Raw genomic sequence first — 15,155 nt, forward strand, 5'->3', positions numbered from 1 at the left:
TTGTCCGCTACACGAAATATGTCCAGATTCGCATCAGTGGCGGCTGACCTGTGCATTGCCGTCGGCTGTCACCAATGTGTGTGAACCGAAGTCCACCCGTTCCAGCGACCGAGTCACGAACCGTCGAGGTCCTCGACCACCGTCGCGTTGCCGGGATCGGCCGGGTCGTAGGCGATGGTCGCGACGGTGCCGACGGGAAGGTGCGTGAAGGCCCTCGCTTCGACGCGGATGGTGCGACCGCCGCCGGTGTGGGCCTCGAAGGTGTGCGCCTGGACGGTCCGGTTGCGGATCCGGGTGGCGGTGGCCCGCGAGGACACCAGCCGGGCGGCCACCCGCGCCCCGCCGGAAAGGAGCGCGTCCCGACGAGCATCAGCCCGCTGCCACCGAATCAGGACGACGAAGAAGAGCGCGAGCGCGATGAGAGCGATGACGAGCCCCGGCACCAGGACGACGCGCACCACGAGCGCCAGCACCAGGAACAACGCGACCTGGGACCCGAGCACCACGAGCACGATCCGCCGACTGGCCAGCATGGAGTCGACGGTGGCGGAGCAGCGCCCGCACGGTCAACGCAATGCCCGAAAGTCCGCCCTGGCGGCCGCCGTTTGTCCACAGCCACCGTCCCCGCCCGCCCGGGATTGTCGGTACCGCGTGGAAGAATGGAACCCGGGGGCCGGAGGCCACACCCTGCGCGGCGGCCCGACCCGCCAAGCCACAAGCGAGCCTCGACGACCGACAGCTGCCACCGCAGTTGTCCACAGCCCCCGTCGCGACGACCCGGGAATATCGGTACCGCGTGGAAGAATGGAACCCGGGGGCCGGAGGCCAACCACCGCGACGATCCGCCCGGTCAGCCGCAGACGAGCACACCGACGTCCAACGGATCCACCACGGTTGTCCACAGCCCCCGTCCCGAGCGCCGGGGAATGTCGGTGCACGCTGGAAGAATGGAACCTGGGGGCCGGAGGCCACCCCGAGCAAGCCGGGACAGAGGAGCGCCCCGGTGGCCGTCGACCACCGGGGCGCCTGTCTGTCTACCTCAGCGGGTCACCGCGTCCAGGGCGTCGACGACGCCGAGGCCGTAGAAACCCTTGCCGGTCGGCCCGCCCTGGCAGGTGGCGAGCCAGGCGCCACTGCCGTCCGGGTCGTACACGCCCTGCGGGCACGGGAGCCGGTCGGCGCGCAGGCCGAGCGACGCCGCCACCAGGGGCGCCGGCCAGTTGCGGTGGGTGCTGCGGATCAGCGCCACCACACCGGTCGCGTGCGGTGAGGCCATCGAGGTGCCCTGGGAGTAGCCGTAGCCACCGCCGGGGATCGTCGACAGGATCCGGCCGTTGCGGTCCGGGGTGTCGGCGACCTGACGTGAGTCACCGCCGGGGGCGGTCACGTCGGACTCGATGACGCCGTAGTTCGAGTAGTACGACTTGCGGTTCTCCGGGCCGATCGCCGAGACACCGACGACGCCCGGCAGTTCGGCCGGGATGTCCATGCACTCGTTGCCGACGGTCCGCTCGACCGGCGTCCCGTTGTTCGGGCTGCCGGTGTCGGTGATCCGGTGTGACAGGTCCCAGTTGCTGTTGCCGAGGGCGGCCACGTTCAGCACGTCCCGGCGGTGGGAGTAGTCCACCGCCCGCTGCACGGCCTGGATGACCGCCGCCTGGTCCTTGTCGGTCTTGCACCACAGGTACCACGGGTCGATGAAGTACGAGTTGTTCGTGACGTCGATGCCCTTTTCGGCCGCCCACACGAACCCGCAGATCGCGTACTCCGGGTAGATGTAACCGTCGTCGTCGACGACCTTCACCGACGCCAGCCGCACGTTCGGCGCCACACCCGCGACACCGACACCGTTGCGCGCCGCGGCGATGGTGCCCGCGACGTGCGTGCCGTGTGAGCTGGTGGTCGGGGCCCACGCGGCCGGGGACGTGTCGGGCACGCCCTCGTTCGTGCAGCCCACCGACGCGGACGCGTCCACGTTCGGCGCGAGGTCGGGGTGCGCCGCGTCGATGCCGGAGTCGAGCACGCCGACGAGCACCTGGCGGCTACCGCCGGAGATCGCGTTGGCCTGGTCCGACTTGATCGCCCGCACGCCCCACTGGTTGGCCTCGAGCGGTTCCGGCGTGACCGCGCTCGCCGCGGGAGCCGACTTCGCGGCGGTGGTCGCCACGGCGTCGATCTTGGCGAGCATGCCCTGCTGTTCCGCCGCACCGGCCGCGCGCGCACCGGCTGCCGCCGCGGCGCCGAGCTCGGCCAGGTTCCTGGAGGCCCCCGCGGCGACAACGCCCGGCTTATGCCGCACGGTCGACGCGAAGTCCGCGCTGGTCGAGGTCGCGATCACGACCCCGATCTGCGGCCAGCTCTGCAGTACCTCGCCGCCTGCCGCCCGGATCGACGACTCGGTCTTGCCGAGCGACCCGTGCTGCGGACCGAGCACAACGAAGTGCGCCTCGGCCGCGTCCTGCGCGACGGCAGGGGTAGCGGTCGCCGCGGTCACGCCGGCAGCGGACACCGCCACCGCCGCCGCGACGAACGCTCGGAAGGTGGTTCTTCGCACTTGGGATACCTCCATCTGCCCGCTCCGCCAGGTCCTCGCCGGTCTGGCGAGTCCGTGGAACGGGCCGGATGCACCGAACCATCCGGATCGCCGCAGATCAAGGGCCCGTTCGGAGGTTCTTTACCGTAATCAGCCGCTTTCACCCAGGTAGGTGCCCTGAAGGGCACTTTTGGGACGGTCAACGCCTCGAAAGTGCCCCTTCGAGGCAGGTGCCGGGAGGCGGGCAGGCCGGGCGGGACGAGGCGGGACGGCGACAGCTCCAGCGGCACTCGGCAGGAAGACGGTCGGTTGAAGACGGTCAAGGCCGAGGAGGTCGACTTCGCCTCCTAGTGCTGTGTCCACCGACGTTCGCCGGGTCCTGTGGCGGGTCCGGCCAAGCCACGGTGATCGTCGTACCCGGGGGTGGGGCTGGTGTGCTGTGAAAGGCGCGTTCGGGTCATCGCCGGCGTTGTGAAAGGCGCGTTGAGGGCGTTGAGGGCGTTGAGCGCCCTGAAAGCGCCTTTTCACAGCACGGCCAACGCCGCGAAAGCGCCTTTCACAGCACTACGGGACGTCGCGAGGGCGCAAGCCCCACACCACACCCGAGACTGCCTGCCATCCCGTCGACCTGCCCCTCCGGCGAGGAGACCCGTCCGGCGAGGACAAACCACACCGATCAGAACCTCCGACGAGGACACACCCACCAGAGACCAACCCGGCCGAGCCGGGTCGAACGGGGAGCCGAGTCGAGTCAGGGTGGGACTGGGGGCGGGACTGTCGTGGCGAGCCGGGCTGGGTCGAGCGATGGGGTGGACCGGACCGAACCGGGGGGTCCGCGACGGGCGGAGCCGGGTCGGGCTGTATGCACAGACCGGGTCGAACAGGTCGGGGCGGACCGGGTCGAACAAGCCAGGGTGGCGGGCCGGGGACGGGTCGAGGCGTGCCCGGGCGGAGCGGCCGGGGCGAGCGGGCCAAAAGCGGAGCCGGGGCAGGCGGGCCGCGCCGGACCGGGAGCGGACGGAGCGGGCCTGGGCGGACTGGACTGGGCCGGACCGGGTCCAGGGCGGGGCCGAGCGGGCAGGCTGGGTGGGGACGTGGTTGCCGGGAGGTGTAGGTCAGTGCGACTCGGCGTAGGTGGGCTTGTCGCCGCTCGTTGTGTGGGGGTGTCGGACGATCGCTGCCGGCGGTTGTGAAGGCGCGTTCGGGGCCGGACAGTCCCGAACGCGCCTTCACGTGCGTCAGCGCAGGGCGTATGCGTGGGTGACTGTTTCCGTCACCTTGTTGCCTGCCTTGTCGGTGGCTGTTGCTCGTAGCGAGGCGTAGCCGCCCGGGGTGCCGCCGCCTGGGATGCGAACCTCGAAACGGTCGCCGTTGTGGGTGACCGTTGCTTTCTTCCAGGTTTGGCCATCGTCGTAGGAGACTTCTACCGTCAGCGACCTGATCCTGGACGCCTTTGTTCCCGGCTGGGTCGCTACGGTCAGGCCGCCGCGTAACGTGCCTGTGGACGCTCGGTTGTGGGCGTCCAGCGGCAGGGACCAGCGCACGTCCAGGAACGGCAGTGCGGCCCGCTCCCCCGTGCCCGCGGGCGCGCGGAACGTCCACTCCGCTCTCGTGTGCGTCGACAGTGCTGGTTCCAGTGACGACGCGGCCGGGCGGTCGGCGTCTGCCACCACCGTGAACGTGCCTGGGCCCGCCGGTAGGTCGAACGTGCCAAGGCCTGCTATGTCGTCTCGTCTGCCCACCTCGCGGCCGTTCGCCGTGACGACCGTGGTGCCGGTGTTCGTTGTGTCGAACATGCCTGCGTTGGCTGGGTCGTTGTCGGCGAACATCGGGATCGACAGGGTCAGGCGGTTGTTCTGGCGGTACGCGTACGGAACCGGTTTGCCGTCCTGGCGGCTGGTCGGGGCCGTCGTCAGCTCCGGGCCGAACGGGGCGCCGAACATCCGGACGTGCTCGCGTTCGCCTCGTTTCACCGTCATCGGGATCGCCACCTCGTTGCCGAAGCCGTAGCCGTCGTCGGTGAAGCCCGCTGAGCCGAACATGGTCAGCGCGGCGCCTGGCGACACGTAGTCGGTACCCCGGCGGGGCCAGTCGACCTCCACGTCCGCGCCTGCCGTGAAGCCGCCGAACGACCAGTTGGCCGGCAGGTAGCGGTACTTCTTCGCGGGCAGGGTGTCGACCAGGTCGCGGTCGATGGCGCCCAGGTTCTTGCGGGCGAACTGGAACCTGTGGCCGTCGGGGACACGACCGTTCACCTTGTCCGCCAGGAAGTACGACGCCTCCGCGTTCCTCCTGCCCGTCGCCGTGACCGTGACCGGGCCGTCCGCCAGCCTGGCCGTCATCTCCTGCAGGTCGTCGGCGTTGAACACCATCACGACCGGCAGCGGCAGGTCCGGTGGGTTCGGGTCGCTGTACTGCGGGTTGTAGTTCGACAGCACGAGTGTCGCGCCCCGCTCGGCGAGCAGCGCGATGGCGTCCTGCAACTGCTGTTCCGGCGGGTACACCGGGTCGTCCGGGCCGGTCGCGGCGATCACCGCGATCTTGCCGCGCACGTCACCGGCCGCATCGATGGCCTCGCGGTCGCCATGGCCGACGTACGCGATCTCACCACTGACCGTGCCGCTCAGGCGTGGGTAGGGCGCGACATAGGTGTCCTCCACCTCGAACCCGTCCTGCCCGTCGACCGTGATCGTCGCGAACGGCTGGGTCCAGTACCCGAAGTGCACCAGGCTGACACCGCTCATGCGCGGGCTGCCGATCGAGTACAGCTTCTCGCGCCGGGACACGTTGCTGGTGCGGGCGACGCTCGCACCGGTGCCCGCCACCTCGGACAGGACCGCGGTGCCGCCGCCGGACTGCCACCGCGCGTCCGGGTCGTCGACCGCGGCCGTGATCTCCTTGCCGCGCTTGGTGTCCACGACCAGTTCGGTGTCGTCCGCGACGCGCGTCCCTTCGGCGAACAGGGTGTCGGTCGCGGCCGTGAAGTCCATGGCACGGCCCAGCACCCGGTAGTCGCCCGCCGGCACGGTGAACGTGGCGGTCTCGCCGTCGAAGAACACACCGCCCCGCGCCTTGCCGGTCCGCGTGTCCTGCACGACGAGCAGGGACGTCACCGGGGTCACTTCGCGGGGCTGGACGTTCACCGTCAGCGTGTGCGCGGTCCCCGGGAGGTACGCGGAGACGGGCGTGGTGAGCGTGACGCCGTCCGCGGTGGCGACGAGTGCGCCGCTCGGCTCCCCCGCCGCCTCGTCCGGCACGCGCAAGGTCACGGTCACCGCGGCGTTCCCGTGTGCCGGGACGGTCACCTCCGGACTGTCCACTGTGAACAGGTCACTGTCAGTTTCCAGCGACAGGTCAAGCGTCACCGGGGTGTCGCCGTCGTTGACGTAGCCGATCCTGCGCTCGACGGTGTCCGCGTCGCCCGCCCACGTGGTGCCGAAACCGAGCACGCCTTCGACACGCACCCGCTGCGCGACACCGCGGGCGATGTCGAGCCGCCCGGCGCCCTGCGCGTAGGTGTCGATGCCCGGCAGCCGCTTCGCGCTGCCGACGAGCGCGTCCTTGAGCTGCGCGCCGGTCCAGTCCGGGTGCTGCCCGGCGAGGACGGCGGCGGCACCGGCCACGTGCGGGGTCGCCATGGAGGTGCCGGACATCCGCGTGTAGTGCTCGTCGACGGACGTGCCCGGGTTCGTCCCGGCGGCACGGGCGGCGACGATGTCCGAGCCGGGCGCCGCGATCTCCGGCTTGAGGCCGTGGTCGCCGACGCGTGGGCCCTGGCTGGAGAACTCGGAGAGCTGGTCGCCCTTGGTGACGCTGCCGACCGTGAGCGCGCGGTCCGCGGTGCCGGGCGAGCCGACGGTCTCGCGGGCGCCGCTGTTGCCCGCGGCCACGACGAACAGCGTGCCGCTGGTGTCGGACAGCTCGTTCAGCGTCTGCGACATGAGGTCCGTGCCGTCGCTCGGACCGCCGCCGAGGCTCATGTTGACGACGTCGGCGCCCTGGTCGACGGCCCACTGCATGCCTGCGATGATCCCCGCCTCGGAGCCGCCGAACTCACCGAGCACCTTGCCGATCAGCAGCCGCGCACCGGGTGCGACACCGGTGCGGCGGCCGTCGGACGCGGCGCCGGAACCGGCGATCGTGCTCGCGACGTGCGTACCGTGCCCGACGGTGTCGGCGATGCTCTCGTCGGTGAAGTCCTGTGCGGCGTCGACGATCCCGGCGAGGTCGGGGTGGTTCGCGTCGTAGCCGGAGTCGAGGACGGCGACCTTCGCGCCGGTGCCGGTGAACCCGGCCGCCCACGCTTCCGGGGCGCCGATCCGCGGCACGCTGTCCTCGAGCAGCGGCCGCACGCGGCCGTTGAGCCAGATCTTGCCGGCGGCCCTCGCGGTGCGCATGTCCCGCCAGGCGGCGCCGTCCTTGGGCGCCTCGACGACGGTCAGCCCGCGCGCGGGGACGGTCGCGGTGCGTTCGGTGGCGCGCGGCGCGGCGGCGCCCTGGACGATCAGGGGCACGGTGCGGGTGGCGGCGTCGTCGAGGCCCTGGTCCACCAGTTCGGTGATGTCGAAGAGCCGCCGGTCGAGCCGGTCCTGTTCGACGAGCGGAGCGGCGTCGGCGGGCAGCACGTACTGGTGCCCGTTCATGTCGTACTGCCAGACGGGCTGCGCCTCCCGTCCTGGCGCCATGCGGATACCGGCGACTTTCCCGTCCACGACACGCACCTGGTCACCGGTGAGCAGGGTGACGGTCGACAGCCGGCCCGGCCCGGCCGCCGCGGGCGGCGGGTCCGTGGCGCCGGCGGGGCTCGCGGACACGACCGCGGCCACGACGGCGAGACCGGCGATGGCGCCGGTGCTTCTGCGCAGGTTCATGATCTCTTACACGCGGATGTGCCCTCGCGGGTTGCATCGCCGCGATACGTGGGTAACCGGCCGTTTCCGACGACGCAGCGCGAAGGAGAAGGACATGCGTGCCGAGACGCCAACGGACCTGCCGAAGCACGCGTGGTGGGGCGCGCTGAAACGCACGTTCCGCGAGTTCATGGACGACAACCTGCCCGACTGGGCGGCCGCGCTCACCTACTACAGCGTGCTCTCGCTGTTCCCCGCGGTGATCGTGCTGGCCAGCCTGATCGGGCTGGTCGGCGACCCGAACAAGCTCGCGGACAACCTGCGGCAGTTCGCACCGAGCCAGGCCCAGGACACCCTCGTCGACGTGGTGCGGCAGCTGGCCGGGTCGTCGTCGATCGCGGGACCGGTGGCGATCATCGGTCTGCTGAGCGCGCTGTGGGCCGCGTCCGGGTACCTCGGCGCGTTCATCCGCGCGTCGAACGCGATCTACGAGGTCGAGGAGGGCCGGCCGATCTGGAAGACCATCCCGCTGCGGATCGCGCTGACGCTCACGATGATGGTCCTGCTCACGGCGACCGCGCTCGGCGTCGTCCTGACCGGCGGCATCGCCGAACGCGTCGGCCGCGCGCTGGGACTCGGCTCGACCGGCATCGCGGTGTGGGACATCGCGAAGTGGCCCGTGCTCGCGCTGCTGGTCAGCCTGGCGATCGCGATCCTGTTCTGGGCGGCGCCGAACGTGCGGCAGCCCGGGTTCCGGTGGGTGACGCCGGGCAGCCTGCTGGCGGTGCTGGTGTGGGCCGCCGCGTCGGCCGGGTTCGCGATCTACGTCGCGAACTTCGCTTCGTACAACAAGGTCTACGGGTCGCTCGCCGGCGTGGTCGTGTTCCTAGTGTGGCTCTGGCTGTCCAATCTCGCGATCGTGTTCGGTGCGGAGTTCGATGCCGAGCTGACGCGCGGGAAGGAGGTCGCGCAGGGGCTTCCCGAGGACGAGGAGCCGTTCCTGCCGCCGAGGGACACGCGGGCGATGGACTAGCCGGCCGCCGGGATCGGGCCGTCCGGGGCCGGCGTCACGTTGTCGGCGTGGATGCCGGAAAGCCAAGAAGGACACGACGAGCCGTCCGTCGAGGCCGCGACCCGCTCCGGGGTGTCGGGGCGCAGGGACGTCGAAAGATTCCAGGTTCGCGGCGGCCCTGGCGGACCGCACCTCGGCCTGACTCGATAAAAATCGGACATCTATATAGTTCATAATTCATTATTACAATGCGCTACGACGGTGCGGATGTCGCCGACTTCTCCGACGGCACCGCCGCCACGATGCGCGTCCGCGTCAGGCGCTCGTACGGCGCCGGCTCGTCGCCGAAGAAGACCGCCAACGGGGCCCAGACACCGACGACGAACACCGACACCAGCAGCCCAACGGGGATCAGAAGCTGTTGCGGCGCACCGAAAACGTCCCACCGGTCCACCGAAAGGCCCAGCCACACGAGCCACAACGGCGACAGCAGCACCCCGTTGCGCACCAGCCACGCCACCGGCCCCGCCCGATGCCCGTCGGCGCGTGCCACCCGCAGCAGCATCGCGCGCTTGCCCGGCGTGGCGTCGATCAGTACCGGCACCAGCCAGAAGTAGCCGATCGCCAGCGCCAGCACGCTCGGGCCGCGGGGCACGCCCAGGCCGAACAGCTTCACCAGGCCGAGCACGAGCACCATCAGCACGCCGAACGCCACCATGTCCGTCAGCAGCGCCAGCAGGCGGCGGCTCGCGGTCACCCGCTCCGCGTACCGGCGGCGGTCGCGGACCGGGTCGAGGTCGGGCAGCAGGCGGATCAGCGGGCCCGCGACGACCCAGCCCAGCACGGCTCCCGCGGTGTTGAGGATCAGGTCGTCCACGCTGAAGAGGCGGTACGCGCACGGGTAGATGAACCACAGCCCGGTGAGCTGGGTCAGCTCGAAGAACAGCGACGTGCCGAACCCGAATGCCGTCGCCGCCAGGAAACGGGTGCCCGCGAGGTAGCGCAGGAAGAAACTGAGCGGCGCCAGCAGCATCACGTTCAGCGCGGTGCTCCACAGCGCCGGGTTGAGCCACGTGCCGGACACACTGGCACGCGTCTGGAGGACGTCGACGAAGTAGAACGGACGCAGCTGCGGGTCCGACGCGTACGTCTGGCCCGCGCAGTACTCCGCGGGGTTCGCCGGCAGCGGGATGATCGTCTGCATCAGCGCCGCGAGCAGGTAGAAGAGGAAACAGTAGAAGACGAGCGTCGACCATCCACCCGCCCGGCCGCGGCGGCGGTACGAGACCACCGCGACCGGGAGCATCACGATCAGCACGAGCAGCGGGAAGACCGTCAGTGCCGTGGTGACCGGCAGCAGATAGGTCTCGAACACCCGGTACTAATACCTCACCACTCCGACGGCGCCGGGGGCGGCACCACCGGCGGCCGGTCGTCGCAGGTGACGGTGTTCGGCAGCATCCACGGCTGCAGCCAGCCGCCGTCGTTGCCACCGGCGTCGGTCACCGTGAACTCGGAACCCGTCGCCGGGAAGTTGAACGAGCCGCAGTTGTTCACGCCCACCGCGCCGACGTTGCGCGCGTCCGTGTTCTCGAACGTCGCATCGCCCATCACGCGGGCGCTCAGCACCGACGTGCCCGTGCCGTCGATCCGCGTGTCCGCGAAGTGGGCGCCGCGGATCGAGTACAGGTCCTTCACCGGCCAGTCGCTCACGAACATGATCGCGTTGTAGGTGTTGTCGAGGAAGTGGTTGCCGACGACCTGGATGTCGGCGTCGATGTCGCGGTCCAGCGCGTAGAACCAGATCGCGCCGAGTCCGATGTTCCAGTTCAGCTCGTACGTGCCTGCGCGGACCGTCGTGTTGCCGGTGATCCACACGTGCCCGGTGAACGGCTGCGCACCGAACCGCGAGCCGACGTGGATGCCGCTGCCCTCGCGGATGGGGTCGGCGACGAGGTTGCCCGACACGGTGTTGTCCGTACCGCCGTACAGCGCGATGCCGTTGGCCAGTACCGGGGACTGCACGGTGTTGCTGTCGAACGTGTTGCGGGCGTTCTGCTGGTGCTCGGCCCACATGGCGAGCCCGTCGTCGCCGGTGTTGCGCACGAAGTTGTCGCGCACCACGGAGTCCGTGACGCCGACGTGGAAGTTCAGCGCGTCCGCGATCTGGTCGGTGATGACGTTGTCCTCGACCACGGTGCCGGACATGGGACCGTCGAACCACAGGCCGACCTTGGTGTGGTGGATGTACATGCCGCGGATCGTGGAGTCGCTCATGGCGCCGCCGATGCCGTTGACCTGGTCGGTGTCGATGCGCTCGCGGACGTCGCCCTCGATGGTGAACCCGGACAGGTGCACGTTCGACGAGCCGCCGTCCGCCGCGTCCCGGCCGTAGAAACCGACGCCGGTGTGCACGGAGCCGTCCGGCGCGGGCGGGTCGAGCGCGACCTCGCGGCCCTTGACGACCGTGTGCCAGTTGCCCGCGCCGACGATCGTCACGTCGTCGACGATGATGTGCCGGTTGACCTGGAACGTGCCCGGCGGCAGGTACACCGGCACGTTCAGGAACCTGGCCAGCGCGATGGCGTGCTCGATCGCGGGTGCGGCGTCGCGGCGGCCGGCCGGGTCGGCGCCGAACAGCCGGACGTCGAGTGCCCTCTTCTCGACGTGCGGCCGCCCGACCTGTTCGGAGTCGAGCAGGTCGATGACCGTCCACGCGGCCTTGTTCGACGCGGTGAGCCGGATCCGGTCGCCCGCGCGGTAGGTGCGGTCGAGCTTCAGCCGCGCTTCGTCGTAGAAGTGCGTGGGGCGGAACGGTTTCCGGATCACCGGCGGCGGCGTGGTCTGCGACGGCACGCAGGCGCACTCGGTGATCCACCAGTCCGGGTGCAGCAGGTCGGCGCCGGGGTCGTTGCTGAACGGGTACTGGTTGTAGAGCCACGCGTACTGCGAGGTCAGCGTCATCGTCGCGCGGTGCTTGCCGTTCACGGACACGCCGAGCGGGGCGGTGATGCCGCCGCCGTTCGGCGCGTCGGGAATGCTGTAGCGGACGGTGATCGCGTTCGCGTCGGCCGGCAGCGTGAACTCGACGTGCTGGCCGGGCAGGAGCCGGACCGCGGTGCGCCCGGACGCCTCGGCGGGCAGCGTGTAGGCGGTCCGGTCGGGCCCGATGACCGTGCCGTTCGTGGCCGCGTTCTCGGCCTCCTGCTCGAGGAACGCGACCTCCGCGCCCCGGCCCTCGACCAGGTGCGGCGCGAGCGCGGCCCGCGTGACGACCGGCCCTGCGGCTTTCGGCGTCTCGGCCACCGCGGCCGCATCGCCCACACTTAGGGCGACGACCGCGCCCACCACCAACCAACGAGTCCATGTCACGGGCGGACCGTAACCCAGATCACACTGCTTTGCTAGATACTTGCGCAACTTCGTCAACAAATTGCGCTACGCAGTGCGACGACTGTGACGGTACGTAGTCACGTTGACGTAACACCTTCGGCCGCCCCCGCAACGAGCCCGCCTGGCCGGGCGACGATCCGACATGGACAACGAATTCGCCATCAAGACATACCGCTATCTCCGGATCGCCATGATCGCGGTGATCATCATGCTGCTGGCCGCGGTGGTGTTCGAATGGCAGAACACCGGGCCCGATTGCTGGCAAAGCTCACTCAGCGCCTATTACTACACGCCGGTCCAGTCGATCTTCGTCGGCACGCTCATCACCATCGGCGTCTGCATGGTCGCGTTGCGGGGCCTCACCGACATCGAGGACACCTTCATGAACCTGGGCGGGCTGCTCGCCCCGGTCGTCGCCCTGGTGCCCACCCCGGAACCCGGCGGGTGCCGGTCGATGGGCGAAGCCGTGGCCACCGCTCCGGAGAACATCGAGAACAACATGATCGCCCTCTTCTTCGCGGGTCTCATCGGCCTGGTGGCCGCGGTGATCACGTGGCTCGGGCAGGCGAGCAGGAAGATGTCCCAGGGCGTCGGGATCGGCGTGGCCGCTGCGGTCTTCATCGGCGGTGTCATCTGGTTCTTCGCCGACCGGGACAGTTTTGACAGGGCCGCGCATTACGGCGCGGCGATCCCCCTGTTCGTCTTCATCATCGTGGTGGTGTTCCTGAACTCCCGGCGGCGGTGGAGGTGGCGGTACCTGACGATCGCGATCCTCATGGCAGGCAGCGGCCTGGTCATCGGGGGCATCGCCTTCTTCGGCGACTGGGCGCACGGGGTCCTGGTCGTGGAGGTGACGCTGATCGTGCTCTTCGCGGTCTTCTGGGTCATCCAGACCATCGAACGCTGGAACGCCTCCCCCGCCGAGTGACTACCGTGCAGGGGTGCTGCCGTTCCTCGATCGCGACACCGTCATGGGCCTCACGTACGCGGGCGCGGTGGCCGCGTTGCGCGAGGCCCTGCTCTCCGGCCTCGACGTGGACGCCGACCCGGCGCGGACGGTCGTGCCGGTGCCCGCGGGGCAGCTGCTGCTGATGCCGTCGTCGGGCACCCGGTACACGGGCGTGAAGCTGGCGACGGTGGCACCGGACAGCACCCCGCGGATCAAGGGCGTCTACGTGCTGATGGACGCGGCGACGCTGGCCCCGCTCGCGCTGCTCGACGGCCCGGCGCTGACCACCCTCCGCACTCCGGCGGTGTCCGCGCTCGCCGTGGACCACCTGGCACCGAAGGCGCCCGCGCGGCTGGTGGTCTTCGGCAGGGGCCCACAGGCGCACGGCCATGTCGCGGCGATCGACGCGGTCCGCGAGGTGGTCGACGTGACCCTCCTCGGCCGCGGCGACGACCCGGCCCCGGTCGCCGGGGCCGACATCGTCTGCTGCGCGACCACCGCACGGACGCCTCTGTTCGAGGCGGGGCTCATCCGGCCCCACGCGACAGTCGTGGCGGTCGGCTCCCACGAACCGGACGCCCGCGAACTCCCCGCGGAACTGATGGGGACGGTGGTCGTGGAGTCCGTTGCCACCGCACGCCGTGAGGCCGGTGACGTGATCATGGCCGGGACCGCGGACCTGATCCCCCTCGCGTCGGTCGTCCGGCACGAGACCACCGTGCCGGACGACCGTCCGCGCGTGTTCAAGAGCGTCGGCATGGCCTGGGAGGACCTGGCCGTCGCCGCGGCCGTCTACGAGGCCCAGACTCACTGAGGCTTCCGGCGAGCCGAGCCCCGGTCAGGCCTCCTGGACGCCCGGCACGCGGTCCTCGACCACGTAGCTCGCGCGGGTGGCGACCGGCGCGCCCGGCTGTTGGACGTACGGCAGCACCCGGAAGTCGCTCTGCCAGCGTTCCCGGTTGACGTTCACGCGGACGTACCCGCGCTGGGCGTTGAAGAACTTCATGTGCGGGTTCGCCGCCATGAAGTTCACGCCGTCCTGGTTCATGTCGGCGCCGTCGCCGCCGCTGGTGATCGACGTGCCCACGAACTCCGACGCGACCGTGGGCGACGTCGGGTCCGCGTAGTCGCGCTTCAGGTCCCACGCGTAGTTCTGGTGCCGGTCGCCGGTGATGACCACCAGGTTCCGGACACCGCGGTCCTGTGCCGCCGCCAGTACGCGGTCGCGGTCGGCGACGTAGCCGTCCCACGGGTCGTACCAGACGTTCAGTGCCGGGCCCGGGTCGCGGTCGGTCTGGCCGAGTGGGGCCTGGTTGCCGAGGATCTGCCACCTCGCGTGCGAGCGGGAGAAGCCGTCCAGCAGCCACTTCCGTTGTGCGGCACCGAGGATGGTCCGATCGGGATCCAGCCGGTCCGCGCAGTCGACCCCGTTGCCGTCGCCGCACGGCTGGTCGTCGCGGTAGGACCGGGTGTCCAGCATCGTCAGGTCGGCGAGCTTGCCGTAGGTCAACCGCCTGTGCATGTGGATGTCCGGGCCCGTCGGCATCTGGGCGCGGCGCAGCGGCAGGTTCTCGTACATGGCCTGGAACGCGTCCGCGCGCCGCCTGCGGAACACGGCCGGGTCCTGGTCCGGCTCGGTGTCGGCCTGCGAGAGGTCGCCCGCCCAGTTGTTCTCGACCTCGTGGTCGTCGAACGTGGTGATGAACGGGTGTCGCGCGTGTGCGTTCTGCAGCGGCGCCTCGGTCTTGTACAGCGAGTACTGCAGCCGGTACCGCGCCAGGTCGAACGTCTCGGTGTGGAAACGCGGGTCGGTCTGGACGCCGCGCCGGTTGGTCCGCACGCCGGACTCGTACAGGTAGTCGCCGAGGTGCACCACGAAGTCCAGGTCCTCGGCCGCCATGTGGTCGTACGCGGTGAAGTACCCGTCCTGCCACGCCTGGCAGGACGCGAACGCGAAGTTCAGCTCCCTCGGGTTCGAGTGCTGCGCCGGCATGGTCCTGGTGCGGCCTGCCTGCGAGATCTCGTCGCCGACGCGGAACCGGTAGAAGTACTCGCGGTCCGGTGCGAGACCGCGGATCTCCGGGTGCACCGAGTGGCCGAGCGACGGGGTGGCGACGACGCTGCCGCGCCGCACGACGCCCCGGAACCGCTCGTCCACGGCGACCTCGTACGCGACGCGGACGGGGCGGTCCGGCATGCCGCCCTTGCCGTCCACGGCGAAGGGGTCGGTGGCGAGGCGGGTCCACAGCACGACACCGTCCGGCGTGGGATCACCGGACGCGATGCCGAGCGTGAACACGCCGCCGGCCCTGGGCGCGGCGAAGGCACCGGCCGCGTTCCAGGCACCGGTGCCCAGCAGCACCGCCGCGGCGCCCGCGCCGCCCAGTCCCAGTGCCCGCCGCCGCGACATGCGTGTGT

The 15,155-nt window shown here is 70.5% G+C and carries 9 protein-coding genes; 3 read left to right on the top strand and 6 right to left on the bottom strand.

Annotated features, from left to right (window positions below):
- Positions 1–113 precede the first annotated feature (113 nt).
- The 3 genes from FHR82_RS09025 to FHR82_RS09035 all read right to left on the bottom strand — a co-directional run bounded on the left by FHR82_RS09025 (position 114) and on the right by FHR82_RS09035 (position 7,404).
- A complete protein-coding gene (locus tag FHR82_RS09025) occupies positions 114–533 on the bottom strand; it encodes a DUF3592 domain-containing protein (RefSeq protein ID WP_184809821.1) in 420 nt (139 codons plus the stop codon).
- Between the two features lie 506 nt (positions 534–1,039).
- Positions 1,040–2,554, bottom strand: a complete 1,515-nt coding sequence (locus FHR82_RS09030; protein ID WP_311770974.1) for a S8 family peptidase — start codon at positions 2,552–2,554, stop codon at positions 1,040–1,042.
- Between the two features lie 1,217 nt (positions 2,555–3,771).
- The gene (locus tag FHR82_RS09035; protein ID WP_184809823.1) at positions 3,772–7,404 is read right to left on the bottom strand and encodes a S8 family serine peptidase; all 3,633 of its coding nucleotides are present in this window, start codon (positions 7,402–7,404) and stop codon (positions 3,772–3,774) included.
- Between the two features lie 94 nt (positions 7,405–7,498).
- On the opposite strand from FHR82_RS09035, the gene FHR82_RS09040 reads away from it, so the two are divergent.
- The gene (locus FHR82_RS09040) at positions 7,499–8,416 is read left to right on the top strand and encodes a YihY/virulence factor BrkB family protein (protein WP_221463576.1); all 918 of its coding nucleotides are present in this window, start codon (positions 7,499–7,501) and stop codon (positions 8,414–8,416) included.
- 232 nt (positions 8,417–8,648) lie between these two features.
- On the opposite strand, the gene FHR82_RS09045 is transcribed toward FHR82_RS09040, so the two are convergent.
- Both FHR82_RS09045 and FHR82_RS09050 read right to left on the bottom strand, forming a co-directional pair.
- On the bottom strand, positions 8,649–9,770 hold the full coding sequence (locus tag FHR82_RS09045) for a VanZ family protein (protein ID WP_184809824.1): 1,122 nt from the start codon (positions 9,768–9,770) through the stop codon (positions 8,649–8,651).
- Between the two features lie 14 nt (positions 9,771–9,784).
- Complete coding sequence (locus tag FHR82_RS09050) at positions 9,785–11,701, bottom strand: glycosyl hydrolase family 28-related protein (RefSeq protein ID WP_221463577.1); 1,917 nt, start codon at positions 11,699–11,701, stop codon at positions 9,785–9,787.
- Positions 11,702–11,930: 229 nt separating this feature from the next.
- Here FHR82_RS09050 and FHR82_RS09055 point away from each other — a divergent pair, with 229 nt between their 5' ends.
- Both FHR82_RS09055 and FHR82_RS09060 read left to right on the top strand, forming a co-directional pair.
- Entirely contained in the window at positions 11,931–12,716 is a 786-nt protein-coding gene (locus FHR82_RS09055; RefSeq protein WP_184809825.1) for a hypothetical protein, read from the top strand.
- A 13-nt stretch (positions 12,717–12,729) separates the two neighbouring features.
- Positions 12,730–13,551 (top strand): ornithine cyclodeaminase family protein, encoded by an 822-nt coding sequence (locus FHR82_RS09060; RefSeq protein ID WP_311770975.1) that lies wholly within the window; start codon positions 12,730–12,732, stop codon positions 13,549–13,551.
- Between the two features lie 24 nt (positions 13,552–13,575).
- Here FHR82_RS09060 and FHR82_RS09065 read toward each other — a convergent pair whose 3' ends face one another.
- The gene (locus FHR82_RS09065; RefSeq protein WP_184810442.1) at positions 13,576–15,147 is read right to left on the bottom strand and encodes an alkaline phosphatase D family protein; all 1,572 of its coding nucleotides are present in this window, start codon (positions 15,145–15,147) and stop codon (positions 13,576–13,578) included.
- Positions 15,148–15,155 lie beyond the last annotated feature (8 nt).

Origin of the sequence: Actinophytocola algeriensis, assembly GCF_014203735.1 — a bacterium.
Lineage (GTDB): Bacteria > Actinomycetota > Actinomycetes > Mycobacteriales > Pseudonocardiaceae > Actinophytocola > Actinophytocola algeriensis.

What these genes read in the sequence shown, in the direction of transcription:
- FHR82_RS09065 (WP_184810442.1), bottom strand. Translation starts at nt 15,147, where the DNA reads ATGTCGCGGCGGCGGGCACTGGGACTGGGCGGCGCGGGCGCCGCGGCG.
- FHR82_RS09040 (WP_221463576.1), top strand. Translation starts at nt 7,499, where the DNA reads ATGCGTGCCGAGACGCCAACGGACCTGCCGAAGCACGCGTGGTGGGGC.
- FHR82_RS09035 (WP_184809823.1), bottom strand. Translation starts at nt 7,404, where the DNA reads ATGAACCTGCGCAGAAGCACCGGCGCCATCGCCGGTCTCGCCGTCGTG.
- FHR82_RS09025 (WP_184809821.1), bottom strand. Translation starts at nt 533, where the DNA reads ATGCTGGCCAGTCGGCGGATCGTGCTCGTGGTGCTCGGGTCCCAGGTC.
- FHR82_RS09055 (WP_184809825.1), top strand. Translation starts at nt 11,931, where the DNA reads ATGGACAACGAATTCGCCATCAAGACATACCGCTATCTCCGGATCGCC.